Genomic DNA, 23,861 nt, shown 5'->3' with positions numbered 1-23,861 from the left:
CGCTGCCACCCTGGTCTCCTACACTGACTCCAGCCATCGCCTCCTGCACAAGGTTCGTCCATGACCTCGGTACGTTTGCCCTCCATCGACCGCCTGCTGCGCAGCCCGGCCTGCCAGCCATTGCAGCAACGCTACGGCCGCGAGGCTCTGCTCAAGACCCTGCGCGACCTGCTTGACGAACTGCGCGATCCCGCCCGTCACGGCCAGTTGGCCGCCGTCGAGCTGGAAGAATCGGTGCTCGCCGGCCGCGCAGGCGAGCGTCTCGCCGCGCACCACGCCAGCCGCGTGCGGCGGGTGTTCAATCTCACCGGCACCGTGCTGCACACCAACCTCGGCCGCGCCTTGCTGCCGGAGGAGGCCATCGAAGCGATCACGCTGGCTGCGCGCTACCCGCTCAACCTCGAATTCGACCTGGCCACCGGCAAGCGCGGCGACCGCGACGACCTCATCACCGGGCTGATCCGCGAGCTGACCGGCGCCGAGGCCGTCACCGTGGTCAACAACAACGCCGCCGCCGTGCTGCTGGCGCTCAACAGCCTGGGCGCGCGCAAGGAAGGCATCATCTCCCGCGGCGAGCTGATCGAGATCGGCGGCGCCTTCCGCATTCCCGACATCATGTCCCGCGCCGGCGTGAAGCTGGTCGAGGTCGGCACCACCAACCGCACCCACGCCAAGGACTACGAAGCCGTGATCGGCCCGCGCTCCGGCCTGCTGATGCGCGTGCATACCAGCAACTACAGCGTGCAGGGCTTCACCGCCAGCGTCGCCACCCCGCAGCTGGCGCAGATCGCCCACGCCCACGGCCTGCCGCTGCTGGAGGACCTGGGCAGCGGCACCCTGGTCGACCTCACCCGCTGGGGCCTGCCCAAGGAGCCCACCGTGCAGGAAGCCCTGCGCGACGGCGCCGATATCGTCACCTTCAGCGGCGACAAACTGCTCGGCGGCCCGCAGGCCGGGCTGATCCTCGGCAGCAAGGAACTGATCGGGCGGATCAAGAAGAACCCGCTCAAGCGCGCCCTGCGCGTGGACAAGCTGACCCTCGCCGCACTGGAGGCCGTGCTCAACCTCTACCGCGACCCCGACCGCCTCGCCGACCGCCTCACCAGCCTGCGCCTGCTCAGCCGTCCGCAGGCCGACATCCGCGTCCAGGCCCAGCGCCTGGCGCCTGCTTTGGCAGCGCTGCTGGGTGAGCGCTGGAGCGTCAGTGCCGTGGATGCCTTGGGCATGATCGGCAGCGGCGCCCAACCGGTCGCGCGCCTGCCCAGCGCTGCGCTGTGCCTGCGCCCGAACCAGCCCAAGCGCCAGCGCGGCCGCGCCCTGCTGGACCTGGAAGAGCGCCTGCGCTGCCTCCCGGTTCCGGTGCTCGGCCGCATCGATGACGACGCGCTCTGGCTCGACCTGCGCCAGCTCGACGACGAGCCCGGCTTCGTCGCGCAACTGCCGCTGCTGGCCGAGGACGAGGCGTGATAGTCGGAACCGCCGGCCACATCGACCACGGCAAGACCTCACTGCTGCGCGCGCTCACCGGCATCGAGGGCGACCGCCGCCCGGCCGAGCGCGAGCGCGGCATCACCATCGACCTCGGCTACGTCTATGCCGACCTTGGCGACGGCGCGCTCACTGGTTTCATCGACGTGCCGGGCCACGAGCGTTTCGTCCACAACATGCTCGCCGGCGCCAGCGGCATCGACCTGGTGCTGCTGGTGGTGGCCGCCGACGACGGCGTGATGCCGCAGACCCGCGAACACCTCGCCATCGTCCAGTTGCTCGGCATCCGTCGCGCCATGGTCGCGCTGACCAAGGCCGACCGCGTCTCGGGCGAACGGCTAGCACAGGCTGCTGCGGAAGTACGCGAACTGTTGGCATCAGGACCGCTCGCCGGCGCGCCGATCTTCCCGCTGTCCAGCGTCAGCGGAGAGGGCGTCGATGCATTGCGTGGCGCTCTCGCCGCTGCCGCCCGCGAGACCCGCGAGCGCGCCGCAACCGGTGGCTTCCGTCTCGCCGTGGACCGCGCCTTCAGCGTCAGCGGCGCCGGCATCGTCGTCACCGGAACAGCCTTTGCCGGCACCGTGAATGTCGGCGACGAATTGCTGCTGGGCAGCGCTGGCCGCCGCGCTCGCGTGCGCGGTTTGCACGCACAGAATCGCGAGGCGCAGCAGGCCCACGCGGGCCAGCGCGTGGCGGTAAACATCGTTGGCGAGCGCCTGAACCTCGAACAGATTCACCGGGGCGACTGGCTGATCGCCGGCAAACTGCATGCGCCCACCACGCGCATCGATATCGACCTGAACCTGCTGCCCAGCGAAACCCGCGCCTTCGCCCACTGGACGCCGGTGCATGTGCACCTCGGCGCGCAGGACGTCACCGGCCGCGTCGCACTGCTCGAAGGCGAACGCCTGCAACCCGGCGAGCGCGTCTTCGCGCAGCTGGTGCTGAATGCGCCCAGCCATGCCGTGCATGGCGACCACCTGGTGCTGCGCGACCAGTCCGCGCAACGCACCCTCGGCGGCGGGCGCGTGCTCGACCCCTTCGCGCCCGCGCGCAACCGGCGCAGCCCAGAGCGCCTGGAGCAACTTCGTGCCCTGCAGGGCGAAGGCCTGGAAAGCGCCTTGCCAACCCTGCTGGCCCACGCCAGCAACGGCCTCGATCCCGCGCTGCTGGCGCGCCAGTTCAACCGCCCGCGCGAAGGCTGGCAGCTGCCCGGCGAAACGGTCGAAATCCACACCCGGCTCGGCGCGCGACTGCTCTCCGCCGAACGCTGGTCCGCGCTGCAACAGCAATTGCTCGATGCGCTGCAACGCTTCCACGCCGAAGCTCCCGACGAGCTTGGCCCCGACCGCGACCGCCTGCGCCGCTATGCCTTCTCGCAGCTGGAGCGACCGGTGTTCATCGCTCTGCTGGAAAGCCTGCTGGCGCCGGGGCAAGTCGACAGCAGCGGCCCCTGGCTGCACCTGCCTGACCACCGCGTGCAGCTGGGCGAAGCCGACGAACAACTGCGCGAACGCCTCTGGCCCTTGCTGCTGGCAGGCTCCTTCGACCCGCCCTGGGTACGCGACCTCGCCCGCGAACTGAAGGCGGAGGAGGGCGACGTGCGCCTGCTGCTGCGCAAGCTCGGCCGCCTTGGCCAGCTGCACCAGGTGGTGAAAGACCTGTTCTACCCCGAACAGACCCTGCGCCAACTCGCCGGCCACGCCCTGCACCTGCGCGACGAAACCGGCATCATCCGCGCCGCCGCCTTCCGCGACCGCATCGGCATCGGCCGCAAGCGCTGCATCCAGTTGCTGGAGTACTTCGACCGCATCGGCTTCACCCGCCGTTTCGGCAATGAGCGGCGGATCAGGGAGGATTCGGCGCTGGCGCAGTCGACCGCTGAAGAAACTTTCTGAACTCCCGATCCCCACGCCCCCTCGATACCCCTGTTGACTACCGGGGAGTGGGTCCAATGAGTTCCTGGCTGATTCTGCTGTTCATCGCCGTCACCCTGATTGCCGTCGTGCTCGACGTCGGCAAGCGCTAGCGCGACGGCAACACCCGATCGACCCGTTGCACGAGGTAGTCGTAGAACGGGTTGGAGGTCACCCGCTGGAACAGGTCCAGCCCGACGATCAGTACGCCGCGTTCACCGCGCGGCGTGAGTGTGCCCAGGTGGATGCCGAAGTCTTCGCCGGCCGCCGGATGCTGGCCGTAGAGTGCGTCGTCGGGCGGGAAGGGCAGTGCCACGTGGGAGAGTGAGAACAAATCCGGCGGGTAGTTGGCTGCCAGCGGCTGGCTCTCCTGTCGCTGGCTGTGGGCGGGTGTGTGCAGGGCGCTGGTCTGGCTGCTCTGCGGGCTGTTGGAGATCACCGTCAGGTCATAGTTGCGCTGACGCTCGGGCAGCAGACGGTCGCCGAGTGTGGCCATTTCCGGGCGCAGCAGCGGGCCGTAGTTCAGCGAGCGATTGAGGTCGAACAGCACCAGCTGGCTACCGTTGTCCGGCAGGCGGTCGTAGAGGTTGCTGATCACCGCCGGGGTGCTCACGGTGCTGTCGGCAAGCGACTGGAAGGTGAGGATCGGCGGCAGGCGCGCGAGGTTGCCGCTGCGGCTGGCGCTCTCCAGGCTGCCCTGCACGGCGTCGGTCAGCTCCACCGTCTGGCGCGCCGCCGCGATGGGGAAAGAGTTGTACTTGAACGGGTTGAACTCCGGCAGCACGCTCAACCAGGCCGCCTTGGCGAAGGCCGGCAGCAACGCCGGCAAGCCCGCCAATCCGGCGAACTGCGCATAGCGGGTGACGCCGATCATCGGCGAGATCAGCACCACCTGTTTCGGCATCGCCAGGCTCGGGTCGCCCAGTGCATCCAGGCTGTACTTCATCGCCAGCGCGCCGCCATTGGAGAAGCCCACCATCAGCAGCGGCGCGCCCTTGGGCAGCTGCGCGGAAGCTTCGCGCACGGCCAGCCGGGTGGCGGCCATCCAGTCTTCCCAGTCCGCGTCGGTGAGACCGGCCGGTACGGTGCCGTGGCCCGGCATGCGGATTGCGATGACCACGAAACCCTGTTGCCGCAGGTGCTCGCCCAGGTGGCGCAGGCTGTAGGGCGAATCGGTCAGCCCGTGCAGCAGCACCGCCGCGCCGCGCACTTCACCGGTGGGGCGCATCTCGTACGAGCGATTCCAGTCGGTGGCGAAGTGGCCGGGGTAGACCTGGCTCTGGTCGAAGTAGCGGTTGTAGGCGACGCGCTCGAAGGGTTGCAGGCTGGCCGCCATCTCCTTGCGCATGGCCTGCATCAGCTTGTCCTCGGCGGCCAGGTAGCCGGCCCAGTCGGTGCGGTCGATGGCGTCGCTGTGCAGGTCCTCGGGCACCCAGGTGTGCCAGGGCTCCAGCGGCGGAATGTTGCGCAGCGCGGCGACCCGCAGTACCAGCGCCAGCACGGCGAGGGCGAGGATGAGGATGACCAGCCAGAGCAGCGCCCTGGTGAGTTTCGCGTTCAGCATGGAGTTCCCTTGTCGGCGTGCAGGACAAGCATAGAGCCCCTGGCGCTACAAAGTCCGCTCACGGGTCAAAGGGCCGAGACCGCCTCGACGTAACCGGGGTTGCCGATACCGACCTGAGCCCAGACCGGGCGTGTCTCGTTGCCCTGGCGGTCATACTGCTCGTCCGCGTCCCACAGCGTGATGATCTGCCCCGGAAACAGGTACTCGCAGTCGTTGAATTCGTGCGCGCCGGAGTCGTCCGCCGCAGCGATCAGCGAGAACAGCTCGCCAGCCGTCAGCGCAAACACATCCACGCCCTGGTAGCGCGCGAGGTACTGCTCGCTCTCGGACAGGCCGATGAACCAGATGAACCCCTGCTCGTCGCACTCGGTCTGGATCGCCGCCTGGCAGAAGTAATCCGTCGGCCCGTTGGACGATTCCAGCGGGAAGCCCACGGCGGCCAGCGCGTCCCGCGCCATGGCCCGCGTATCGCCGAGACAGACCGGGCCAATGCCCAAGTGTGGGGAAATATCGAGGATGGGTAGAGTGGGCTTCATGCCGTGGAGCTCCCTGGGTACTGCTAGCGAGGGTAGAGCACGGGCAGCCAGTTCGCTGCCTTTTTCTGGCCAATAAGTGGCCTTTTGATGTTGATTGGCCAGAATGTCATTAACAGGTCGCGCGAGACTCATCGGGCGACCCAGCACTCACTGCGGCATCGCTGCGCTGGCATCGGTCATGGCAATAGTGGCAACATCCGGGCTCCCGCTTTCGCCGCTGCACTTGCGCAGCCGGCTTCTGACCAGGGAAGGCAATCACGCCCGGTGGCGTGGCCGGGCTTCAAACCCGGTGGGGGACGGCAGCCGTTCCTGGGTGAGTTCGACTCTCACTGCCTTCCGCCAATTCCTTTCAGCAGATCATGATCCCCTCTTCAGGCAGCAATTCTCCGTGAGCGCTTGCCGTCTTGGAGCCGAGCACCATCAGCGACTGGATGTTGTGCCAGAACAGTTCTTCGGGAAATTTCGACGGGACGAGCAGGTCCATGACGAGAAAGTAGGGATGCTCGATGACTCCGGCCAGGGGTGGCACCACCCCGACGAATTGCATGCAGTACTGTTCGGGAATTGCCTCGGAGTCGCAGATGGTTTCGACGAGGACGTAGCTACCAATGAGATTGGCGGCCTGGGTTAGGTCGAGATCAACCATGTCTTTCTCCTGGGCATCGAGGATTCCACCCTGGCGGCTCCGTGACGAATTCACGTCCTTCGCCCCCGACGAGCAACCCGGGTTGCCGTGCTTTTCGTTGTTGATTCATTCATTCAGTATTCGAGCGATAACGCCCATGGCGAATGGGCCGGCATTCACTTACGGTTCAAATATTACTCCCGTGATTTGTTCGGGGTGAATATTGAACTCTGCATGAAATTTCCGATATGGATGAAATCCTCGGCAGGGCAGTCCAGTTGGTTCGTTTGGCTGGTCCCAAATATCTGAGCTTCCAGGGTGATACGAACCACCAGCGCTGGAAGAACATCAGCAAAGGCATCATTCGCATGGGCACCGAAGAGGTGAGCATTCTGCTGAGGGTCTATCCGCAGTACGCCGTCTGGCTGCTGACAGGAGACGTCGTGCCTCAGGTGGAGCAGCTCAAACCTGACTTCGGGGTTCCTGCCGAAAACGACAGCGACTCTTGAAGCGAGCGCCATGGTCAGACTGGACCAGTTCACCGAAGACCATCTGGAACTGAGCGACCTGTGGCGCTGGCAGGACGGCGTTCGCGAGGATGCCTTTCTGGTGCCGCTGGCCACGGCGGCGGAGCTGGCGCCCGGTGTTTCGTTGCTGCTGGTGCGGGCGCTGTTCCGGTTGCCGGCGGGCATCGATTTGCAGGGACTGCTGGCGTACGACCCGGCCGGGCAGGACGTGTACGCGGTGCAGGTGCTGATCGGCCGCGACAGCTACTCCTTCAACAAGTACCTGCCGGAGGCTTCCTTCGAGGAGGTGCTGGCGCTGGCCGATCGCTTGAAGATCAGTACCGGCGGTGTGCTGCCGCTGCGCTATAGCGTGGTGCGGGAGGCGCTGGCCGTGCGCGACGGCCAGTTCACGCTGTGGCTGGGTGGTGGTTTGTAGCGTCGCCAGTCCTTACATGCGGCACAGCTGGTCTTCGCAGGGAATGCCGTCGTGGTCGCCATCCATCTTCATGCCCGGACAGCTGCGCAGGAACGCCTTGGCTTCCGCGCAGGAGGTCATCTGCGAGCAGTGCTGGCGGCCATCGCAGCGCACGCTGAGCGTGGGTTCCGGCCTGGTTTCGAGCGTTGCGACGGGTTCGGGGGCGGGCTCGCTGGGAGCTACGGGCGCGCTGACGGACGATGGCGCCGGGCGGAAGAAGCGCGACTGCCAGTTCGGGTTGTCCATGTATTGCCAGGCGAGCAGGGCGATAACAGCGAGGAAGATCCATTTCTTCATGGTGGCGTCCGAAGTGAGTGCTCTGCGGAGTCTAGCGGGCAGCCTGGCCCGCGCACCATCGGCAGCGTGCGGCGTGTTCAGCCAATGGCGAGGCCTTTCCGGCGGCGCCACTCATCCACTACTGCGCCCATGTCCGCTGGCGCGCCGCTGCGTATCCAGGCCATGAACGCGCGGTCGAAATGGAAGCCGTCGCCGCAGTGCTGGGTCATGAAGCGGCGGACGTTCTGGGTGTTGCGGTAGTGGGCGTCGAGCGGGGTCTGGCGGGTGATCGGGTCGCTGTGCCAGTCAAAGGCCATGGTGTCCGTTCCTGTGCCTTGGGGGAGCACCCGTTATAGCGCAATCGGCAGCCGCTGGCGCGGTCTGCCGAGGTGTTGCGGCGTCACTGGCCCCACATCATCCGCTGTTGCTGCGCCGAGTAATCGTCGCTTTGCAGGCGCACGCGGGTGGGCTGGCGTTCGAGGTTGTCTTCGCCGAAGGATTCGCGCACCGGCGATTCGATGGCGCTGAAGTGGCTGAAGTGCGGGGAGTCGGCGCAGCCGACCAGGGTGAAGCAGGCGAAGGTGACCACGGAGAGCTTGAGCATGGGACTTCCTCCTGAGGGGGAGTCCCGAGCTTCGGCCGGCTGGATTAACGGCGGATTAACGCGCAGCGTTCTTCAGCGGCGGTCCGGCCCCTGGATTTCGCCGCCGTGGACTGCTTCGCCGTCGCGGTGGTGCTCGGGCGGGTTGAGTGCGCGGCCGAGTATCTGCGCGACGACTTCGTCCTTGCCTTCGGTGTAGGCATCGCGGTCGGTGGGGAAGCGCTTCGCCAGTTCGTGCTTCACCTGGGCGTAGAGCTGCGCGTCGTCGGGGTGGGTGCGCAGCCAGTCGCGGAACAGCAGGCGGCGCGAGGCGTCGCTCAGGTCCATGACGTGGACGTGATGGCTGCGCCCGCTGCCCAGCGGCGGCATGCCTTTGACGAAGAACATCCGCGAGGTGTCGGGGTTTTCGGCCCAGTACTGGTAGCCCAGCTCTTGCAGCGGTTCGATCAGTTGGTGCGGGTCGCTGCCCGGTGGCGGCAGCAGGAGGATGTCGATGATCGGCTTGGCGTCCAGCCCCGGCACGGCGGTGCTGCCGATGTGCTCGATGCCGAGGCCGGGGAGGTCGGCGGCACGGGCGATGGCGTCGGCTTCTTCGGCGAAGCGCTGGGGCCAGCGGGGATCGGCGGCGACGACTTCGATGCGGTCTTCTTCGGCGTTGCTCCAGCGCTGGCCGTCGAATTCGGGGGCTTGCGGGGTCATGCGGTAACTCCAGCGGTGGGGCGGTGGGGGCGAGGGTTGGAGGTTGATCCGGTGGGCGGAGTTCCGAGTAATCCTGTAGGAGCGCCCCAAGGGCGCGATCGCGGGCATGGCCCGCTCCTACCGGATAGATCTGTGCTCGGATCGGCCCTCACCCTAACCCTCTCCCAGGGGGAGAGGGGACCGTTCGGTGCCGGATGAAACCACAGCGTCAGCCGGCACGATTTGCCCCCTCTCCCTGAGGGAGAGGGCTGGGGTGAGGGGGAAAGCACAAACACGGAACTACCAGGTAAAGACCGTTGCTCCTACAGGGGAAGCAGCGTCAATCCAGCACGTTCTGCAGCACTTCGTAGATGACGCCGGTGGCGATGGTCACCAGCAGCAGGTCGGTGCCGGCCTGCTGCCATTCGTAGCCGTCGTAGTGGGGGAGACGGTCGACCAGGCGGCCGTCGAGCTTCTTGGCGATGCCCGGCGGCAGCGGCTTGCCGCGGGCCAGGTTCTTCTGGATGCCGGGCGGCAGCGCCGCGCCGGGGCTCCAGTAGTTGCGATTGTCGTTGAGGATGACCTGCACGCCGCCGATGTCGATGCTCGGGCCGCCTTGCCAGTTGTTGCCCTGATTGCCGTGTTGGCCGCCTTTGTCGTGTCCTTTGTTCTTGCCCGGATCGGCCATCAGCAGGGGGCTGGTGCCCAGCAGGGTGACGCCGATGACTGCCGCCAGAAGGGTGTTGATTCTGGACATGTCCGTGTTGCCTCCATGGTGAGACTCCTGTGCCGGTGAGCGTAGCCGTTGCCGCAACACTCCGGCGCCGGCCAAGTTGGCACATGCGTGCTGGCACTTCGTCGGCAGGCCGCGAACGGCGGGGCCTGCGCCAGGGTCATAGAGGTATCCCAAGACCCGCCCATGGAGGCGATAACAAGATGAAAATTTCCCTGGTTGTTGCAGTAGCCTGTGCAGTCGCACTCGGCACGACAGCCTTGCTGCCTGCCGATCTCTCGCCCATCGGTTCGGCCTATGCCAAGGGTGATGGTGGCGGTCACGGTGGTGGCAATGGCGGCGGAAACGGTGGTGGTAATGGCGGTGGCCACGGTGGTGGCAAGGGCGATGCCGGCGGTAACCACGGCAGCAACAGCAATGGCGCGAACGACGGTGGCGAGCACGCCGGCAAGGCCACCCGCGACCATGGCCTGAGCGGCAATCACTACGGCAGCGAGAAGAACGACAGCAAGGGCCATGGGCAAGCGACGTCCGCCGTGGCGCACTCCAAGGATACCCAGGGCAAGACCAAGGCTACGGCGATCTCCGCCACCAAGCCGGCCCACAAGAACACCCAGCACGACAATTGATCCACCACGGCCAGGGACGGCCGCTGTCCTTCACTGCACCGGGAAGTCGAAGTAGGTCTGCGGGTAAGGCTCGGCCTTCAGCGTGTAGTGCCACCACTCGGCGCTGTAAGGCTCGAAGCCGTGCCGCAGCATGGCCTGGCGCAGCGTCTCGCGGTTGCGCGTCTGCTGCACGCTGACCAGCGCAGTGCCGTGATGGGAGATGGGCCCGAAGAAGTCGAACGGGCTGCCCATGTCCAACTCCTCCCCGGTTTTCGAATCCACCAGCGTGAGGTCGACGGTGCTGCCGCGCGAGTGCCCGGAGTGCTTGGCGATGTAGCCGTCGCGGAACAGCGCGGGCTTGTCCATCTGTGGGTAGTAGCGGGCCTTCTGGCGGATGTCCTGCGGGTCGGCGGCCCAGCGGCGGAAGTCTTCCACTGCGCGCTGCGGGCGATAGCCATCGAAGATCTTCAGCGCCAGGCCGCTCAGGGCAACGTCCTTTTCCACGGCAGCCAAGGCGGTGGCGGCTTCGCGGGTGAGGATGATCCGCGCCTTCTGGTAACCGTCGATGGGCTCGCCGACGAAGTTGTCGGTGCCGGCATAGCGCACGTCATAGCGCGCGGTCTTCAGCACCTGGTCGAGATAGACGAAGCCGTCCTGGGTGGGCTGGTCGGCGCGTAGCGGCGGGCTGATGAGCAGGCAGAGCAGCAGCGTGAACTGCGCGCCTGCCCGGCTCATGGGCGCAGGGCCTGGACCCCGTCGTCGTCGGGGTCGAAGTTGTCCAGGTGCATGCGCTGGGCGAAGGCCTCCAGTGCGGCTTCGCCCTGGAGGAAGCGAGCGCGGGCGGCGCTCCAGTCGTCGGGCTTCAGGCGCACCATCCAGCCTTCGCCATAGCAGTCCTGGTTGATCAGCCCTGGCCTGCGCACCACTGCTTCGTTGCTGGCGAGGACGGTGCCGTCCAGCGGGCTGCGCGCCGACGAGGCGGCCTTGGCGAATTCCACCACGCCGAAGCTGCGGTCGCAGTCGATGTGCCAGCCGTCGCGCTTGGGGGTGAAGGCGAATATCTGCCCGTAGACCGCGCAGCCGTAGGCGGTGAGCCCGAGGGTGACGGCGCCGCCTTCTTCCTCGCGCAGCCAGAGGTTGTAGTCGGGCGCGTAGAGCAGGTCGTCCGGGAACTCCAGGCCGTGCAGCTTCACAGCGTCAGCACCCGGTCGTATTCGAGGATCATGCGCGCCAGCTCGCCGCCGCTGGCGATCTCGTCGACTTCCTCGATCAGCCGGCTTTCGTCGATGGCCACGCCCGGTGCGCGGCACATCAGCAGGCGGGCGCCGGCTTCCTTGGCCTGCTGGATGAAGTGGCTGATGGGCTCTCCGTCTTCGGCGGCGTAGAGCGTGTCGGCGATGTCCTGGAAGGCCAGGCGTGTGCCTTCGCCGCTGAGGAACAGGGTGACCTTGGCATCCATGCACGCCAGCAGGGTGGCGGTGTAGAAGGGCGCGGCGCAGCGCGCCGGGGTGCTCGGGCCGCTGCTGACGATGATCAGCACACGCTGGGGCTCAGGCGTGGACAAGGGCTTTCTCCAGTTGGACCAGGGCGATGCGCCGGCCCTGCGGGTCGGCGCGCTCGACGATGCCCTGCGGCTTGTAGCCCAGGCGTGCGTAAAGCAGCAGGCCGGCGGCGTTGGCGTTGAAGCAGGACACCTTCATGACCTGCGCCTTGTACTGGTCGCGGGCGAGATTCTCCATGACCTCGATCAGGTACTGCGCCACGCCGTGCCGCCGCGCCCAGGGCGCGACCATCATGTTGCCCAGCGCGCAGAATTCGTGGGGTTGCCACTGGTAGAAGTTGGCGAAGCCGGCGACCCGGCCACCCTGCAGCGCCACGGTGCTGCCGCGTCGCTCGGCGATGGCGGCGGCGAGCTGGCCGATGGTCAGCGGCCAGCTCGCCTTGGGGTAGCAGTAGAAGAGTTCGTCGGCGTCCTGGGGAAAGCCGACCACCTCGCCGAGGTCGTCGGCGAGGGCGGGGCGGTGTTGCAGGGCGGGCTGGTTCACGCGGTCTCCCGTGTCATGGTCGGGCCGATCAGTGCGGCGGGTACTGGGCGATGATCTTCTGCACCGTCTCGCGGATCGCCGCTTCGCGCTCGGCGGGCGTCGGCGGGCTGCTGCGCATGATCTGCTCGCCGCTGCCGCGCCAGACCAGCTTGCCGTCCTTGCCGTCGAACATGTCCACCTGGATGGTGGCGACCTTGTAGGTCACGGTGCGGCTCTCGGCCATGGGGGGCGGGCCCCAGTAGCCTCCCCAGTAACCGCCCCAGTAGCCGCCGCTGTAGGTGGTGACCTGGTCCTGGCGCTGGTCGACGATCAGGTAGGCGCGCAGTTTTACGTCGCCGGGGGTGCCGCCCTGTGCCTGGCGCAGGCCGCGCTGGTCGAACTCGCCGGCAATCGCATCGCTGATGCGCTGCTCGGTGAGGTCGCTCTTGATGCGCGGGTCATCCGGGCGGTACTCGAAGGCCGGCTGTGCCCAGCTCCAGGTCAGGTAGCGGGAAAAGTCGCGGGTGGTGTCGTAGTCGCGGCTGACACTGGTGGTTTCGCAGGCGGCGAGGCCGAGCATCAGGCTCAGCAGCAGTGAACGGGACAGCAAACGGCGGATCATGATCGCAATACTCCTGTCAGAGAATTCCATCCAAGCGCAAGGCAGAAGGATTGGCAAGCGGGGAATGTTCCGCGTCTAGCGCGGTGCTTCCGGTTGCTAGAGTCGTCGCTCGTTCAAGGAATGGAGAAGGACATGAAGCATGGGCTGCCCGTGACGACACTGGGGATGCTGCTGCTTGCGGGATGCAGCTTCGACAGCGTGCGGCCGGCGCTGCCACAACCCGAGGTGGTGGCGCATCGAGCCGGCACGGCGGATGCGCCAGAGAACACGCTGCTGGCGATAGGCAAGGCGCTGGCCAACCACAGCGATGTGCTCTGGCTGTCTGTTCAGGCTTCCGCCGATGGTGTTGCGGTGCTGTACCGGCCGGCGGACCTCGGGGCATTGACCGATGCCCAGGGCGCCGTGGGTTCGAAGTCGCTGGAACAGCTGCGCCCGGTGAATGCGGGTTATCAGTTCAAGGATGCGGCGGGCAATTACCCGTACCGCGCGCAGCCGCAGGCGATCCCGACACTGGCCGAGGCACTGCAGGCCATTGCACCGACAGTGCCGGTGTTCCTCGATATCAAGGCGCAACCGGTGGGCGAGGTCATCGACGCGGTGGCCCGCACGCTGGATCAGCAACAGGCGTGGTCGCGGGTGCGTTTCTACTCCACCGAGCGTGATGCCAGCGATTACCTGGCACAGCACTACGGCGACCGCGCGCGGCGTTTCGAGAGCCGCGACGCCACGCGCAACCGGCTGGTCGATCTGGCGCTGGCCGGCCGTTGTTCGCCACCGGCCGATGGCGCCTGGATGGGCATCGAGCTGGAGCGCGATCTGACGGTGACGGAGCAGTTCACCCTGGGCTCATCGTCCTACCCAGTGAAGCCCGCGAAGTTGTGGACGCCGCAGGCGATGGCCTGTGTGCGCCGCGCCAAGGGGACGAAGGTGGTGATGTTCGGCATCAATTCGGCAGCCGCCTATGGCGCGGCGCGCGAACTGGGAGCGGATGCGGTGATGGTGGACTCGCCGGCGAGCGTGCCTGCCTACCGGCGCGCCGGGCTTCAGCCCGGCGGGTAACCGTCCATGGCCTTGCGCGCGGCTTCGCGCAGGGCGCGAGCCTGGTCGGTCTGGCTGCTGCCGTTTTCGTATTCGGCGCTGCCACTCCAGATTTCCTGGTGGTTATGGGCGTCGTACAGGGCGATGCGCACCACGCTGACGGTGACCACGTAGGTGCGGGTGACGGGGTAGGAAGCGCCGCCGTACCAGGGGTCGTTCCAGCCGCCGTAGTAGCCGCCGCCGTAATAGTCGGTGGTCTGCCGGGTGCGTTGCTCGCTGGACAGGTGCGCGCTGACGCTCAGGTCCGCCGGGGCATTCGAGCGCGCCGGGCGCAGGCCGCGCTGGTCGAGGGCTTCGCTGACGGCGTCCTGCAGCGGGCCGCCGAAACCGGTGCCGTCCATCCAGCTCCACGAGCGGTAGCGCCCGTAGTCCAGCGGCGGGGCCGGGTAGCTGCCGGGGTCGAGGCCGGGGTTGGCGGCCTGCGCGGGCGCGGGCGGGATCGGCAGCGAGGTGTTGCTGTAGGGGTTCTGGCCCTGGCAGGCCGCCAGGGCGCTGAGCAGCGGCAGGATCAACAGGTAACGCGGCATGACAGACTCCCGCACGCCGGTTTGGTGAGGCGTGCGCAGTGGCAACTATGCACCTAATCCTGCGGCCGGCACAGCCAGTGCAGGTAGCGGCCGAGGCCGGCGAAGGCAGGGTGTCGACGGTATTGCAGTTCCATCTCCACCAGGTCCAAAGGCTCGGCCTTGTGCTGGAACTCCACCGGCATGTAGTCGTGGAACACCCGCACGCCGCTGCGCGCCTCGATGCTCCAGTGCCCGGCCATGGCGGCTTCGAGTACGCGCGGGTCGAGCGGTTCCTGCGGGGTCAGGCTCTGGCCTTCGCCGGAGAAGCGGTTCTTGCGCAGCTTGCGGAAGTGGCCCTTGAGCAGGTTGCGGTAGATCAGCGCGTCGCGGTTGTAGAAGGCCAGGGACAGCCAGCCATCGGCGCGGGTCAGCTGGTGCAGCACGGGCAGGATAGCCAGCGGCTCGGCCAGCCATTCCAGCACGGCGTGGCAGATCACCAGGTCATAGGGTTCATTGAGCTGGCCGAGCAGGTCCTGCCAGGGCGCGGCGATGAAGGTGGCTGGCAGGCCGGCTTCCTCGAAACGCTGGCGTGCGCCTTCGAGCATCGGCGCGGCGGGTTCGGCGAGGGTGACGTCGTGGCCGCGCCCGGCCAGCCACAGCGACATGTGGCCCAGCCCCGCGCCGATATCCAGCACGCGCAGCGGGCGGTCGGGCAGCGCCTCGGCGAGGTCGGCCTGCAGCACGGCAAGGCGAATGGCACCCTTGGCGCCGCCATAGATCTTCTCGGCAAAGCGCGTGGCCAGTTCGTCGAAATGGCGGTCGCCGGTCTTCGGGGAATCGCTCACTTGGCGCCCCCCTCGATGAAGCGCCGCTCGCTGTCGGCCAGCTTGGCGAGCACGGCCTGGTCCATGTCGATGCCCAGTTCCGCGCACATCAGCAGCAGGTAAAGGACGATGTCACCGACTTCCTGCCCGGCGTGGGCGAGTTTCTCCGGCGGCAGCTGGCGCGACTCGTCCTCGCGCAGCCACTGGAAGATTTCCACCAGCTCGGCCATTTCCACGCTGGCCGCCATGGCCAGGTTCTTCGGGCTGTGGAAGCGACTCCAGTCGTTGTGGTCGCGGATGGCGTGCAGGCGCGCGGTGATGGCTTCGAGGTTCATGCAGATGGGGCTCCAACGTGAGCCCCATAGCTTCAAGCCTGGCGCGTCAAACGTCCAGCGGGCTCCAGCTGCCGGCCATGTGCGGCAGGCCGTCCTTGCCGCGCAGGCTGAACTGCCCGGAAGGCGCCGGCTCGCTGGCCAGCAGGTTGACTTGGGACGGCAGCAGCACCGGCTTCTGGAAGCGCACGTCGACCCGATAGCCGGCCATCGGCAGGCGCTCGCCCAGGGCGGCCAGACTGCGCGCCTTGTTCCACAAGCCATGGGCGATGGCGCGGGGGAAACCGAACAGCTTGGCGCTGGCGGCGGACAGGTGGATCGGGTTGTAGTCGCCGGCCACCCGCGCGTAACGCCGGCCGATATCCGCCGGGCAGTTCCAGGCGTCGATCTGCTCCAGCGGCAGCTCGGCCACCTCTTCGCGGGCCGGCGGCGTGCCGTCCAGGCGCATGCCGCGGAACAGGATGCGGCTGTCACCCTCCCAGAGCAGCCCGAGCTGGTCGTGCAGTTGGGTAATGATGCTGAAGGTCACGCCTTTCTCGTGGGGTTGCAGGTCGTCCACCCGCACGCTGACGTTGAACGGCCCCAGGCCGCCGAGCGGACGCAACACGCTGATACGGTTTTCCAGGTGGACCAGGCCCAGCAGCGGGAAGGGGAAGCGCGCGTCCGTCAGCAGGCCCATCTGCAGGCCGAAGGCGAGGATGTGCGGGTAGGTGGGCGGCAGCAGGTGGTTGTCGGCGAAGCCACAGACCTTGCGGTAACGCTCCAGGTGCTTCGGGTCGACCGTGACCGGGCAGCGCAGGCCGCGGGTCGGCAGGCTGCGGCCACGCACGCCGCGGCGCACGGCGGCGCGGGCGAACAGGCCGGTGAGGGCGGGTGGGGCGGACAGGTCAAGCCAATCGCGGGGCATCGGGTATCTCCTGACGAATATTCACTCAGCTTAGCCGCCGGTCACCCACGGGCATTGGCCGTGGCAACGCGGCGCGCGGCAGGCAAGTCAATGTGACCGTCCGATTGCCCGGATATTTCCCGCACGCTTGTTCCTGATTCTCTTGAGGGGCGATAGGAAAGCTGCCTAAGATGGGCCCGCCTCATGGATAACTAGAAAAAACACCATGCGTGATCTGACCGACGATGTGGCGCTGATGCGCCCGGTGATCGACGCCCTGCGCGCCAGCGGTACCGACCCCGACCGCGTGCTGGCTCGCGTCGGCCTGCCGGCCGGCAGCCTGCCTGCCGGACGATTCCCCCACAGCGCACAGAACCTGTTCTGGAAGGCGGCCGCCGAAGAGTGCGGCGAAGAGCACGTCGGCCTCTATCTGGCCGGCCACCTGCCCGCGTTCCATGGCCTGCTGCTGGAGTACCTGTTCCTTTCCAGCGCCACCTTCGGCGAAGGCCTGCGTCATGCCCTGCGTTACGTGCGCCTGCTCTCCGACACCCTCAACGCCCGCCTGGAAGTGGAGGGCGAGAAGGCCGTGCTGCTGCTCGGCCATACCGCTGGGACCAACCGTCACTTCCCCGAAATGCTCGCCGGTGCGGTGGTTCGCCTGTTCCACGCGCTTACCGAGGGCGACTTCAAGCCCCAGCAAGTACAGCTGATGCACGAGGAAGGCGCGCCCGCCGAGCGTTACCGCGAGGTCTACGGCTGCCCGGCGGTGCTGGGCGCTGATCGCTATGCGCTGGTATTCGACGCCGAAGTGCTGGAGAAGCCCTCACGCCATGCCGCGCCGGAACTGCTGCGCATGCACGAGTCCCTGGCGCGCCGGCAACTGGCGGAAGTGGAGCGGCTGGACTTGGTGCGCAAGGTGCGCGAACTGATCGGCGTGCTGCTGGTGGATGGCGGCGCGACGCTGGAGCAGGTCGCCGCCCGTCTCGACATGCCCGCCCGCCGTCTGCGCGAGCGTCTGGCCATGGCCGGGGTGCGCTTCAACGATCTGGTCACCGACTACCGCTGCCGCCTGGCCAAGGAGCTGCTGCTCAAGACCGATGAGCGCATCGAGGTGATCGTCGAACGCACCGGCTTCTCCGAGCCGAGCACCTTCTACCGCGCCTTCAAGCGCTGGGTCGGCGAGACCCCGGTGGAGTTCCGCCGCCGCGGCCGCCCGCAACCGCCGGCGGAGTGATCGAACCGTTTCGAGTCCGCCTCTGGCTAGGCTTTGCCGGTCAACTCCCGCCAAGGTACGCCCGATGCAAAGCCGAATCCGCCAGACCCTGCTGCTGTCCACCGTCCTGCTGCTGAGCGCTGAGTACGCCGTGGCGGGGGAAATGGAGCAGACGGCATTCTCCCGTCTGGACCGCGATGGCAGCGGCTTCATCGAGGCCGATGACCTGTCCGCCATGCGTGTGCGCATGTTTCACCGGCTGGACCGCAACCAGGATGGCCTGCTCACCCGCGAAGAAGTGACCCCGCCCAACCCCAGCGTGAACGTCTCCCCCAACGCCATTGCCTGGCCGGACCGGGATGGCGACGGCAAGGTCAGCCAGGCGGAGTTCATGACCCAGGAGCCGGCGCTGATCGTGCGCGCGGACCGCGATGGCGATCACCGGGTGAGTGCGGAGGAGTTTCGCGAACTGGTGGCGGCGCGCAGCTGATCTTTTGCCCTGGCTCGTTTAACGGCCTGTCGGCCGGAGTGGGGACAAAGTCCATTCCTGCCGGGGTGTTCCTCTGCGCACGTTAACCCTCTCCCCCCGCCCTCTCCCTGAAGGGAGAGGGAGCCATTCGGCGTTTATCGGCTAGCACGGAAGTTCGCCTGACACTGCACAGTCCCCTCTCCCTTCAGGGAGAGGGTTAGGGAGAGGGAAAACCCAGGTACGGACTATCAGAGAACGACAGCTTTCCCCACAGAGAAACGCGATCAGGCACCCAACAAACTCTGCCCGCAAACCCGCAGCACCTGGCCGCTCACCGCGCCGGAACCCGGCTGAGCGAACCACGCCACGGCTTCGGCAACGTCCTGCGGCAGGCCGCCCTGGCCCATGGAATTCATGCGTCGGCCGGCCTCGCGGATGGTCAGCGGGATGGCGGCGGTCATCTGGGTTTCGATGAAGCCCGGCGCCACCGCGTTGATGCTGATGCCCTTCTTGCCCAGCGCCGGCGCCCAGGCCTGCGCCAGTCCGATCAGGCCGGCCTTGCTCACCGCATAGTTGGTCTGGCCCATGTTGCCGGCGATGCCGCTGATGGAGGCGAGCAGCACCACGCGGCCGTCGTCGTGCAGCTTGCCGGCGTCCAGCAGCGCCTGGGTCAGCACCTGCGGGGCTTTGAGGTTCACGTCGATCACCGAATTCCAGAAGGCTTCGCTCATCTTGGCGACCGTCTTGTCGCGGGTGATGCCGGCGTTGTGCACCACGATGTCCACGCCATCGGGCAGTGCTGCCACCAGCTGAGCACCGGCGTCGGCGGCGCAGATGTCCAGTGCCACGCCACGCCCGCCCAGGCGCGCGGCCAGCGCATCGAGGGCGTCCTTCGCCGGCGGCACGTCCAGCAGCACGACCTCGGCACCGTCACGGGCGAGGGTCTCGGCGATGGCCGCGCCGATGCCACGGGCGGCGCCGGTTACCAGCGCGCGCTTGCCCACCAGCGGGCGGCTCCAGTCCTGTACCTGCTTGTCGTAGGCAGACAGGCGCACGACCTGCCCGGACACATAGGCGCTCTTGGGCGAGAGGAAGAAGCGCAGCGCGCCTTCGAGTTGGTCTTCGGCGCCCTTGCCGACGTACACCAGTTGGACGTTGCCGCCCCGGCGGATTTCCTTGCCCAGCGAGCGGCTGAAGCCTTCCAGGCTGCGCTGCACGCTGGCGGCGATGGGGTCTTTGACCGATTCCGGCGCGCGGCCGAGGATCACCACATGCGGGCATTTGTCCAGGCCCTTGAGGGCGCCCTGGAAGAAGGTGCGCAGCTCGAGGGTCTGCTCGAAACGGGTCAGGCCGCTGGCGTCGAAGACGATGGCCTTGAGCTTCGGCCCATGCTCGGCAGTCCAGCGTGGCAGGCCGTACTGGCCGTCGCTGAAGGAGAACACCGCATCGGTCAGGCGCTCGGCGAAGGGCAGCACCGCCTCGTTCAGGCTGCCCTCGCCGCCGAGCAGCAGCGCCCCGTCCACCGGCCGCGTGCGCCCGGCGCTCCAGCGCTCCAGGCGGACCGGCGCAGGCAGGCCGAGGGCTCCGACCAGGCGGCGGCCGACGTTGGAGTTGGCGAAGGCGATGTAGCGATCGGTCATGGAACGGGCTCCTGCACAGGGTCTCTAAAGTGCTGACCACTCTACGCAGCGGCGGGTTCGGCGCAATTGACCGCGCTGACCTGCGCAACGGCGGGGCGGCCAATGCGACACAAGCGGCTAAGGTTAGCCTTGACCGCACTTCAACGCTCATTCTCAGGAGCCCTGCATGACCCAACTGCGCCGGGTCGCCATCGTCGGCGGCAACCGTATTCCCTTCGCCCGCTCCAACACCGTGTATGCCACGGCGAGCAACCAGGAGATGCTGACCTCCGCGCTGGACGGGCTGATCGAGCGCTACAAGCTGCACGGCGAGCGCCTGGGCGAGGTCGTCGCCGGCGCGGTGCTCAAGCATTCGCGCGACTTCAACCTGACCCGCGAGTGCGTGCTGGGCACGCGTCTGGCGCCGGAAACCCCGGCCTATGACATCCAGCAGGCCTGCGGCACCGGCCTGGAAGCGGCGATCCTGGTGGCCAACAAGATCGCTCTCGGGCAGATCGACTGCGGCATTGCCGGCGGCGTGGACACCACTTCCGACGCGCCCATCGGCGTCAACGAAGGGCTGCGCAAGATCCTGCTGGAAGCCAACCGCGGCAAGTCCAACGGCGAGAAGATCAGGAGCCTGCTGAAGATTCGCCCGCGCCACCTGATGCCGCACATCCCGAAAAACGGCGAGCCGCGTACCGGGCTGTCGATGGGCGAGCACTGCGAACTGATGGCGCAGACCTGGGCCATCCCGCGCGATGAGCAGGACAAGCTGGCCTTCGAGAGTCATCACAAGCTGGCTGCTGCCTACGACGAAGGCTGGCAGAACGACCTGATGACGCCCTTCCGTGGCCTGGTACGCGACCAGAACCTGCGCCCGGACATCAACCTGGAGAAGATCGGCACCCTGAAGCCGGTGTTCGAGCGCGGCTCGCGCGGCACCCTGACGGCGGCCAACTCCACGCCGCTGACCGATGGCGCCTCGGTAGTGCTGCTGGCCAGCGAGGAGTGGGCGAAGGAGCGCGGCCTGCCGATCCTGGCGTACTTCAAGGATGGCGAAGCGGCGGCGGTGGATTTCGTCGGCGGCCACGAGGGCCTGCTGATGGCGCCGGTCTACGCGGTGCCGCGCCTGCTGGCGCGCAACGGCCTGACCCTGCAGGACTTCGACTTCTACGAAATCCACGAAGCCTTTGCCGCGCAGGTGCTGTGCACGCTCAAGGCCTGGGAGGACGCGGACTACTGCAAGACCCGCCTCGGCCTGGACGCACCATTGGGCTCGATCGATCGCAGCAAGCTCAACGTGAAGGGCAGTTCGCTGGCCGCCGGCCACCCGTTCGCGGCCACCGGTGGGCGCATCGTCGCCAACCTCGCCAAGCTGCTGGATGGCGCTGGCAAGGGGCGCGGGCTGATCTCCATCTGTGCGGCAGGCGGTCAAGGTGTGACCGCGATCATCGAACGGTAATCCAATACAGCGGGACCGATGTTTTTCGGTCCCGCGATGTAGCAACTCCGTGACTTCAGGCGGCACCGCGCGAGCGGCGCCGCCTTTTTTTTATCCGTGATTGCGGGCGTTACCTGTAGGAGCGGGCCATGCCCGCGATCGCGGACAAAGTCCGCTCCGGCAAGGGGACGCCGTCGTTTGGGGGCGTGCGCAATTTTCTTCTAGATGCGCACCTCAACCGCCCTGCAACATTCCCGGATGGATTCGCCGCGAGAACGGGGTGGAAAGCACCAGCGAGGTCTTGCTGGTTCCGAACTGGGCGAGGCGGTCGATCAGCTCTTCCAGCTCCTGGGTGCAACTGACCGCCACCTTGAGCATCACGCAGGCCTCGCCGGTGATGCGGTAGCAGTCGATGATCTGCGGGATTTCCAGCAGCGGGTCGAGCATGCTCTTGCTGCGGTGGTCGTTCAGGCGCATCTCGATCAGGCACTGGATCGAGCGGCCCATCTTCGACAGGTCTACGCTGGCGTGGTACCCGGTGATCACTCCTTCGGCCTCCAGGCGCGCCACGCGATCGGCCACGGCGGGCGGGGAGAGATTGATCCGCCGGGCCAGTTCGGCGAAGGACAGGCGGCCGTCTTCCAGTAGGGCGGCGAGCAGGGCGCGGTCATACTTGTCCATGCGAAGGCTCCGGTTTTGATTCGACGGCAAGGCTCGCGAAAATCCATCGAATGAAAAGTGTTATGCCCGTAATGGCGTTGTCTGTGCCTTATCCGGGGCGGTTGACCTGCATAAAATGAAGCGCTCCGCCTGCCTTGTCGAGCCCCACCCATGACCACGATGCCCATGCCCAGAGCCCGCGTCTCACTGACCCTGATTGCTGCCTTCTTCGCCCTCTACTTCATCTGGGGCTCGACCTACCTGGTGATCCGCATCGGCGTGGAATCCTGGCCGCCGATGCTGATGGCCGGCTGCCGTTTCATCATCGCCGGGGCGATCCTGTTCGTCTGGATGCTCACCCGCGGCGCACCCTTGCCGACGCTCAGGCAGTGCCTGTCGGCGGGCGCCATCGGCATCCTCCTGCTCAGCTGCGGCAATGGTGGGGTGACGGTGGCCGAGCACTGGGGCGTGGCCTCGGGCGTGGCGGCGCTGGCGGTGGCGACCGTGCCGCTGTTCACCCTGGTGTTCGGGCGTTTCTTCGGCAACCGCACCAACGCGCTGGAATGGGCCGGCATCGCTCTGGGCCTGTTCGGTATCGTGCTGCTCAACCTCGGCTCGAACCTGCAGGGCAGCCCGGCGGGCGCGGCGCTGATCCTCTTCGCGGCGGCGACCTGGGCGTTCGGTTCGGTGTGGAGCCGGCGCCTGGACCTGCCCGGCGGCGCCATGGCCAGCGCGGTGGAGATGCTGGTGGGCGGCGGCGTGCTGCTGCTGGGCAGCTTCCTCACTGGCGAGCGCCTGGAGCAGATGCCCACCGCTGCCGGCTGGGGCGCGCTGGCTTACCTGGTGGTGTTCGGCTCGATCATTGCCTTCAGCGCCTACATGTACCTGCTGGCCAACGTGCGCCCGGCGGCGGCCACCAGCTACGCCTACGTCAACCCGGCGGTGGCAGTGATGCTCGGCGTGGTATTCGCCGGCGAGCACATCGGCCTGGCGGAATCCCTGGCAATGGCGGTGATCATCAGCGCGGTGGTGCTGATCGGCCTGCCGCAGTGGCGGCGCAAGGAAGCCATCTGAGTCGCGGCATGAGCTAAGCCCGAAAGGTTATTTCGCGCGTCTCGCGCGATTCGCTAGGGTATGCAACGGCCTCCGTTCGGAGGCCGTTCTTCTTTGTTTCTTTCCTCCCTTTCAGTACACCCGCGCGCCATACGCCCAGGCCACTGATCCACCCTTCGAGCCGAGGTGTGCATGAGCCTGGTGGTGCCGTTTTCCACGCTTTCCGAATTGCCCCCCACCCAGCGCTGGAGCGATGCCCTGCGCGCGTCCAGCCTGCTGGCCCTGTCCGTACCGAGCGAGTACGGCGGCCGTGGTGCCGGCTGGGACGAGGTGCTGCAGACCCTGCGCGATCTCTCCGAGCGCGACGGCACCCTGGCTCGGCTGTTCGCCCTGCATCACCTGCAACTGGCCAGCGTGTTGCTGCTGGGCAGCAGCGAGCAGCGCGAGCGCCTGCTGCCACTCAGCGTGGAGCGCGAATGGCTGTGGGGCGAGGCGGTGGATCACCAGGAAAGCCGCCTGCTGGCGCGCGAGCATCGGCGCGGCGGTTTCCTGTTGCAGGGTGGCCGCCATGACTGCTTCGGCGCCGAGGCGGTGGACTGGCTGCTGATCTCGGCGCGCCATGCGCCCAGCGAGGGTTTGCTGATCGCCGCGCTGCCGGCGGATCGCAGCGGGCTGGATCGATTCGAGCCCAGCGGCGGCGGTCTGCTGCATTGCCATGAAGTGCGCCTGCATCCCGAAGACATTCTGCTGCCGCCCGGCCTGCCGTGGACGCCCCGTGCGCAACTGCGCGGCAGCCTCTCCGCATTATTGCAGGCGAACATTGCCCTGGGCCTTGCCGTGCAGGCCTTCGAGAACCTGCCGGCGCGGGCGGCTGCGGGGGAATTGCAGCGGCTGCTGGCGCTGGGGCTGCGGCTGTCCGAGCAGTCGGCAGTGGCCTTCGAGTCCGCCCAGGCGGCGGGCAACGGCCTGAGCTTCAGCCGCAGCGCGGCGCTCGCGACCCTGGTGGCGGAAACCGCAGCAGTGGCGCAGCACGCGGTGCAGGTCGGCTTGCGCCAGGAGGGCACTCGCGCCCGTGTGCTCGCCGGTGCTACCTGAGGCGCCGTAG

Annotated in this window: 30 protein-coding genes and 1 tRNA gene; 12 read left to right on the top strand and 19 right to left on the bottom strand. The window is 67.3% G+C overall.

Annotated elements, in window-relative coordinates; all coding sequences use genetic code 11:
• Positions 1 to 60: 60 nt before the first annotated feature.
• Together selA and selB are read left to right on the top strand one after the other, a co-directional pair.
• Complete coding sequence (gene selA, locus IB275_RS26840; protein WP_192292803.1) at positions 61 to 1,467, top strand: L-seryl-tRNA(Sec) selenium transferase; 1,407 nt, start codon at positions 61 to 63, stop codon at positions 1,465 to 1,467.
• Positions 1,464 to 3,386 (top strand): selenocysteine-specific translation elongation factor, encoded by a 1,923-nt coding sequence (gene selB / locus IB275_RS26835; protein ID WP_192292801.1) that lies wholly within the window; start codon positions 1,464 to 1,466, stop codon positions 3,384 to 3,386. The genes selA and selB overlap by 4 nt, the downstream gene beginning before the upstream one ends.
• A 127-nt stretch (positions 3,387 to 3,513) precedes the next feature.
• Here selB and IB275_RS26830 read toward each other — a convergent pair whose 3' ends face one another.
• Positions 3,514 to 4,968: an alpha/beta hydrolase gene (locus IB275_RS26830; RefSeq protein ID WP_192292799.1), complete on the bottom strand. Its 1,455-nt coding sequence runs from the start codon at positions 4,966 to 4,968 to the stop codon at positions 3,514 to 3,516.
• 65 nt (positions 4,969 to 5,033) lie between these two features.
• The gene (locus tag IB275_RS26825) at positions 5,034 to 5,504 is read right to left on the bottom strand and encodes a hypothetical protein (protein ID WP_192292797.1); all 471 of its coding nucleotides are present in this window, start codon (positions 5,502 to 5,504) and stop codon (positions 5,034 to 5,036) included.
• A gap of 246 nt (positions 5,505 to 5,750) precedes the next feature.
• Between IB275_RS26825 and IB275_RS26820 the strand changes: the two genes are divergently transcribed.
• Positions 5,751 to 5,846: transfer RNA gene (locus tag IB275_RS26820), tRNA-Sec, on the top strand.
• Between the two features lie 7 nt (positions 5,847 to 5,853).
• On the opposite strand, the gene IB275_RS26815 is transcribed toward IB275_RS26820, so the two are convergent.
• The gene (locus IB275_RS26815; RefSeq protein WP_192292795.1) at positions 5,854 to 6,150 is read right to left on the bottom strand and encodes a hypothetical protein; all 297 of its coding nucleotides are present in this window, start codon (positions 6,148 to 6,150) and stop codon (positions 5,854 to 5,856) included.
• Between the two features lie 227 nt (positions 6,151 to 6,377).
• On the opposite strand from IB275_RS26815, the gene IB275_RS26810 reads away from it, so the two are divergent.
• Both IB275_RS26810 and IB275_RS26805 read left to right on the top strand, forming a co-directional pair.
• A complete protein-coding gene (locus IB275_RS26810) occupies positions 6,378 to 6,638 on the top strand; it encodes a DNA-binding protein (RefSeq protein WP_192292793.1) in 261 nt (86 codons plus the stop codon).
• A gap of 10 nt (positions 6,639 to 6,648) precedes the next feature.
• Positions 6,649 to 7,071 (top strand): hypothetical protein, encoded by a 423-nt coding sequence (locus tag IB275_RS26805; protein WP_192292791.1) that lies wholly within the window; start codon positions 6,649 to 6,651, stop codon positions 7,069 to 7,071.
• 12 nt (positions 7,072 to 7,083) lie between these two features.
• Here IB275_RS26805 and IB275_RS26800 read toward each other — a convergent pair whose 3' ends face one another.
• The 5 genes from IB275_RS26800 to IB275_RS26780 all read right to left on the bottom strand — a co-directional run bounded on the left by IB275_RS26800 (position 7,084) and on the right by IB275_RS26780 (position 9,422).
• Positions 7,084 to 7,407 carry an excalibur calcium-binding domain-containing protein gene (locus IB275_RS26800; protein WP_192292789.1) on the bottom strand — a complete coding sequence of 108 codons (324 nt, stop codon included), beginning with the start codon at positions 7,405 to 7,407 and terminating at the stop codon, positions 7,084 to 7,086.
• 77 nt (positions 7,408 to 7,484) lie between these two features.
• Positions 7,485 to 7,703: a DUF6434 domain-containing protein gene (locus tag IB275_RS26795; protein ID WP_045216513.1), complete on the bottom strand. Its 219-nt coding sequence runs from the start codon at positions 7,701 to 7,703 to the stop codon at positions 7,485 to 7,487.
• Positions 7,704 to 7,786: 83 nt separating this feature from the next.
• A complete protein-coding gene (locus IB275_RS26790) occupies positions 7,787 to 7,990 on the bottom strand; it encodes a hypothetical protein (RefSeq protein WP_045216516.1) in 204 nt (67 codons plus the stop codon).
• A gap of 72 nt (positions 7,991 to 8,062) precedes the next feature.
• Positions 8,063 to 8,686: a GrpB family protein gene (locus tag IB275_RS26785; protein ID WP_192292787.1), complete on the bottom strand. Its 624-nt coding sequence runs from the start codon at positions 8,684 to 8,686 to the stop codon at positions 8,063 to 8,065.
• A gap of 319 nt (positions 8,687 to 9,005) precedes the next feature.
• Entirely contained in the window at positions 9,006 to 9,422 is a 417-nt protein-coding gene (locus IB275_RS26780) for an anti-virulence regulator CigR family protein (RefSeq protein ID WP_192292785.1), read from the bottom strand.
• A 179-nt stretch (positions 9,423 to 9,601) separates the two neighbouring features.
• Between IB275_RS26780 and IB275_RS26775 the strand changes: the two genes are divergently transcribed.
• A complete protein-coding gene (locus tag IB275_RS26775; RefSeq protein WP_192292783.1) occupies positions 9,602 to 10,027 on the top strand; it encodes a hypothetical protein in 426 nt (141 codons plus the stop codon).
• A 30-nt stretch (positions 10,028 to 10,057) separates the two neighbouring features.
• Here the strand turns inward: IB275_RS26775 and IB275_RS26770 are convergent, their stop codons facing one another.
• The 5 genes from IB275_RS26770 to IB275_RS26750 are packed head-to-tail and all read right to left on the bottom strand — an operon-like array spanning position 10,058 to position 12,640.
• Positions 10,058 to 10,741: a M15 family metallopeptidase gene (locus IB275_RS26770; protein WP_192292782.1), complete on the bottom strand. Its 684-nt coding sequence runs from the start codon at positions 10,739 to 10,741 to the stop codon at positions 10,058 to 10,060.
• Positions 10,738 to 11,220 carry a glycine cleavage system protein H gene (locus IB275_RS26765; protein ID WP_405308124.1) on the bottom strand — a complete coding sequence of 161 codons (483 nt, stop codon included), beginning with the start codon at positions 11,218 to 11,220 and terminating at the stop codon, positions 10,738 to 10,740. The genes IB275_RS26770 and IB275_RS26765 overlap by 4 nt, the downstream gene beginning before the upstream one ends.
• Positions 11,196 to 11,570: a DsrE family protein gene (locus IB275_RS26760; RefSeq protein WP_081515751.1), complete on the bottom strand. Its 375-nt coding sequence runs from the start codon at positions 11,568 to 11,570 to the stop codon at positions 11,196 to 11,198. The genes IB275_RS26765 and IB275_RS26760 overlap by 25 nt, the downstream gene beginning before the upstream one ends.
• Complete coding sequence (locus tag IB275_RS26755; protein ID WP_081515753.1) at positions 11,557 to 12,051, bottom strand: GNAT family N-acetyltransferase; 495 nt, start codon at positions 12,049 to 12,051, stop codon at positions 11,557 to 11,559. The genes IB275_RS26760 and IB275_RS26755 overlap by 14 nt, the downstream gene beginning before the upstream one ends.
• Before the next feature lie 28 nt (positions 12,052 to 12,079).
• Entirely contained in the window at positions 12,080 to 12,640 is a 561-nt protein-coding gene (locus tag IB275_RS26750; protein ID WP_405308122.1) for a DUF4136 domain-containing protein, read from the bottom strand.
• A gap of 144 nt (positions 12,641 to 12,784) precedes the next feature.
• Between IB275_RS26750 and IB275_RS26745 the strand changes: the two genes are divergently transcribed.
• Positions 12,785 to 13,711 (top strand): glycerophosphodiester phosphodiesterase family protein, encoded by a 927-nt coding sequence (locus IB275_RS26745; RefSeq protein WP_192292777.1) that lies wholly within the window; start codon positions 12,785 to 12,787, stop codon positions 13,709 to 13,711.
• On the opposite strand, the gene IB275_RS26740 is transcribed toward IB275_RS26745, so the two are convergent.
• Genes IB275_RS26740 through IB275_RS26725 form a run of 4 tightly spaced genes read right to left on the bottom strand, consistent with a single transcriptional unit; the run spans position 13,696 to position 16,319 of the window.
• Entirely contained in the window at positions 13,696 to 14,277 is a 582-nt protein-coding gene (locus tag IB275_RS26740) for a DUF4136 domain-containing protein (RefSeq protein ID WP_192292775.1), read from the bottom strand. The two genes, IB275_RS26745 and IB275_RS26740, sit on opposite strands and share 16 nt — an antisense overlap.
• A gap of 53 nt (positions 14,278 to 14,330) precedes the next feature.
• A complete protein-coding gene (locus IB275_RS26735) occupies positions 14,331 to 15,101 on the bottom strand; it encodes a methyltransferase domain-containing protein (RefSeq protein WP_192292773.1) in 771 nt (256 codons plus the stop codon).
• Positions 15,098 to 15,415 (bottom strand): nucleotide pyrophosphohydrolase, encoded by a 318-nt coding sequence (locus tag IB275_RS26730; RefSeq protein ID WP_017520638.1) that lies wholly within the window; start codon positions 15,413 to 15,415, stop codon positions 15,098 to 15,100. Before IB275_RS26730 ends, IB275_RS26735 begins: the two co-directional genes overlap by 4 nt.
• 46 nt (positions 15,416 to 15,461) lie before the next feature.
• The gene (locus IB275_RS26725) at positions 15,462 to 16,319 is read right to left on the bottom strand and encodes a MaoC family dehydratase (RefSeq protein ID WP_081520039.1); all 858 of its coding nucleotides are present in this window, start codon (positions 16,317 to 16,319) and stop codon (positions 15,462 to 15,464) included.
• A gap of 205 nt (positions 16,320 to 16,524) precedes the next feature.
• Here IB275_RS26725 and IB275_RS26720 point away from each other — a divergent pair, with 205 nt between their 5' ends.
• On the top strand, positions 16,525 to 17,532 hold the full coding sequence (locus IB275_RS26720; RefSeq protein WP_081520040.1) for an AraC family transcriptional regulator: 1,008 nt from the start codon (positions 16,525 to 16,527) through the stop codon (positions 17,530 to 17,532).
• A 64-nt stretch (positions 17,533 to 17,596) separates the two neighbouring features.
• On the top strand, positions 17,597 to 18,001 hold the full coding sequence (locus tag IB275_RS26715) for an EF-hand domain-containing protein (protein WP_192292771.1): 405 nt from the start codon (positions 17,597 to 17,599) through the stop codon (positions 17,999 to 18,001).
• 263 nt (positions 18,002 to 18,264) lie between these two features.
• Here IB275_RS26715 and IB275_RS26710 read toward each other — a convergent pair whose 3' ends face one another.
• Entirely contained in the window at positions 18,265 to 19,620 is a 1,356-nt protein-coding gene (locus tag IB275_RS26710) for a 3-oxoacyl-ACP reductase (RefSeq protein WP_192292769.1), read from the bottom strand.
• A 166-nt stretch (positions 19,621 to 19,786) separates the two neighbouring features.
• Between IB275_RS26710 and IB275_RS26705 the strand changes: the two genes are divergently transcribed.
• Positions 19,787 to 21,064 carry an acetyl-CoA C-acetyltransferase gene (locus IB275_RS26705; protein ID WP_192211212.1) on the top strand — a complete coding sequence of 426 codons (1,278 nt, stop codon included), beginning with the start codon at positions 19,787 to 19,789 and terminating at the stop codon, positions 21,062 to 21,064.
• 213 nt (positions 21,065 to 21,277) lie between these two features.
• Here IB275_RS26705 and IB275_RS26700 read toward each other — a convergent pair whose 3' ends face one another.
• The gene (locus IB275_RS26700; protein WP_081520044.1) at positions 21,278 to 21,724 is read right to left on the bottom strand and encodes an Lrp/AsnC family transcriptional regulator; all 447 of its coding nucleotides are present in this window, start codon (positions 21,722 to 21,724) and stop codon (positions 21,278 to 21,280) included.
• Between the two features lie 165 nt (positions 21,725 to 21,889).
• Here IB275_RS26700 and yedA point away from each other — a divergent pair, with 165 nt between their 5' ends.
• Together yedA and IB275_RS26690 are read left to right on the top strand one after the other, a co-directional pair.
• The gene (yedA, locus tag IB275_RS26695; RefSeq protein WP_081520344.1) at positions 21,890 to 22,777 is read left to right on the top strand and encodes a drug/metabolite exporter YedA; all 888 of its coding nucleotides are present in this window, start codon (positions 21,890 to 21,892) and stop codon (positions 22,775 to 22,777) included.
• Between the two features lie 171 nt (positions 22,778 to 22,948).
• On the top strand, positions 22,949 to 23,851 hold the full coding sequence (locus IB275_RS26690) for an acyl-CoA dehydrogenase family protein (RefSeq protein ID WP_192292767.1): 903 nt from the start codon (positions 22,949 to 22,951) through the stop codon (positions 23,849 to 23,851).
• Positions 23,852 to 23,861: the final 10 nt, after the last annotated feature.

This window comes from Pseudomonas sp. PDM21, from assembly GCF_014852505.2.
GTDB lineage: Bacteria > Pseudomonadota > Gammaproteobacteria > Pseudomonadales > Pseudomonadaceae > Pseudomonas.
Note: the sequence above shows the minus strand (reverse complement) of the source record. Positions and strands in the feature narration are given on the sequence as shown.

Bases quoted from the DNA above. Each gene is read 5' to 3' on its own strand.
- IB275_RS26780 (WP_192292785.1), bottom strand. From the start codon at position 9,422: ATGTCCAGAATCAACACCCTTCTGGCGGCAGTCATCGGCGTCACCCTG.
- IB275_RS26805 (WP_192292791.1), top strand. From the start codon at position 6,649: ATGGTCAGACTGGACCAGTTCACCGAAGACCATCTGGAACTGAGCGAC.
- IB275_RS26810 (WP_192292793.1), top strand. From the start codon at position 6,378: ATGGATGAAATCCTCGGCAGGGCAGTCCAGTTGGTTCGTTTGGCTGGT.
- IB275_RS26715 (WP_192292771.1), top strand. From the start codon at position 17,597: ATGCAAAGCCGAATCCGCCAGACCCTGCTGCTGTCCACCGTCCTGCTG.
- IB275_RS26690 (WP_192292767.1), top strand. From the start codon at position 22,949: ATGAGCCTGGTGGTGCCGTTTTCCACGCTTTCCGAATTGCCCCCCACC.
- IB275_RS26830 (WP_192292799.1), bottom strand. From the start codon at position 4,968: ATGCTGAACGCGAAACTCACCAGGGCGCTGCTCTGGCTGGTCATCCTC.
- IB275_RS26705 (WP_192211212.1), top strand. From the start codon at position 19,787: ATGACCCAACTGCGCCGGGTCGCCATCGTCGGCGGCAACCGTATTCCC.
- IB275_RS26795 (WP_045216513.1), bottom strand. From the start codon at position 7,703: ATGGCCTTTGACTGGCACAGCGACCCGATCACCCGCCAGACCCCGCTC.
- IB275_RS26790 (WP_045216516.1), bottom strand. From the start codon at position 7,990: ATGCTCAAGCTCTCCGTGGTCACCTTCGCCTGCTTCACCCTGGTCGGC.
- IB275_RS26770 (WP_192292782.1), bottom strand. From the start codon at position 10,741: ATGAGCCGGGCAGGCGCGCAGTTCACGCTGCTGCTCTGCCTGCTCATC.
- IB275_RS26730 (WP_017520638.1), bottom strand. From the start codon at position 15,415: ATGAACCTCGAAGCCATCACCGCGCGCCTGCACGCCATCCGCGACCAC.
- IB275_RS26775 (WP_192292783.1), top strand. From the start codon at position 9,602: ATGAAAATTTCCCTGGTTGTTGCAGTAGCCTGTGCAGTCGCACTCGGC.
- IB275_RS26785 (WP_192292787.1), bottom strand. From the start codon at position 8,686: ATGACCCCGCAAGCCCCCGAATTCGACGGCCAGCGCTGGAGCAACGCC.
- IB275_RS26745 (WP_192292777.1), top strand. From the start codon at position 12,785: ATGAAGCATGGGCTGCCCGTGACGACACTGGGGATGCTGCTGCTTGCG.
- IB275_RS26720 (WP_081520040.1), top strand. From the start codon at position 16,525: ATGCGTGATCTGACCGACGATGTGGCGCTGATGCGCCCGGTGATCGAC.
- IB275_RS26710 (WP_192292769.1), bottom strand. From the start codon at position 19,620: ATGACCGATCGCTACATCGCCTTCGCCAACTCCAACGTCGGCCGCCGC.
- selA (WP_192292803.1), top strand. From the start codon at position 61: ATGACCTCGGTACGTTTGCCCTCCATCGACCGCCTGCTGCGCAGCCCG.
- IB275_RS26815 (WP_192292795.1), bottom strand. From the start codon at position 6,150: ATGGTTGATCTCGACCTAACCCAGGCCGCCAATCTCATTGGTAGCTAC.
- IB275_RS26725 (WP_081520039.1), bottom strand. From the start codon at position 16,319: ATGCCCCGCGATTGGCTTGACCTGTCCGCCCCACCCGCCCTCACCGGC.
- IB275_RS26700 (WP_081520044.1), bottom strand. From the start codon at position 21,724: ATGGACAAGTATGACCGCGCCCTGCTCGCCGCCCTACTGGAAGACGGC.
- IB275_RS26740 (WP_192292775.1), bottom strand. From the start codon at position 14,277: ATGCCGCGTTACCTGTTGATCCTGCCGCTGCTCAGCGCCCTGGCGGCC.
- yedA (WP_081520344.1), top strand. From the start codon at position 21,890: ATGCCCAGAGCCCGCGTCTCACTGACCCTGATTGCTGCCTTCTTCGCC.
- IB275_RS26800 (WP_192292789.1), bottom strand. From the start codon at position 7,407: ATGAAGAAATGGATCTTCCTCGCTGTTATCGCCCTGCTCGCCTGGCAA.
- IB275_RS26825 (WP_192292797.1), bottom strand. From the start codon at position 5,504: ATGAAGCCCACTCTACCCATCCTCGATATTTCCCCACACTTGGGCATT.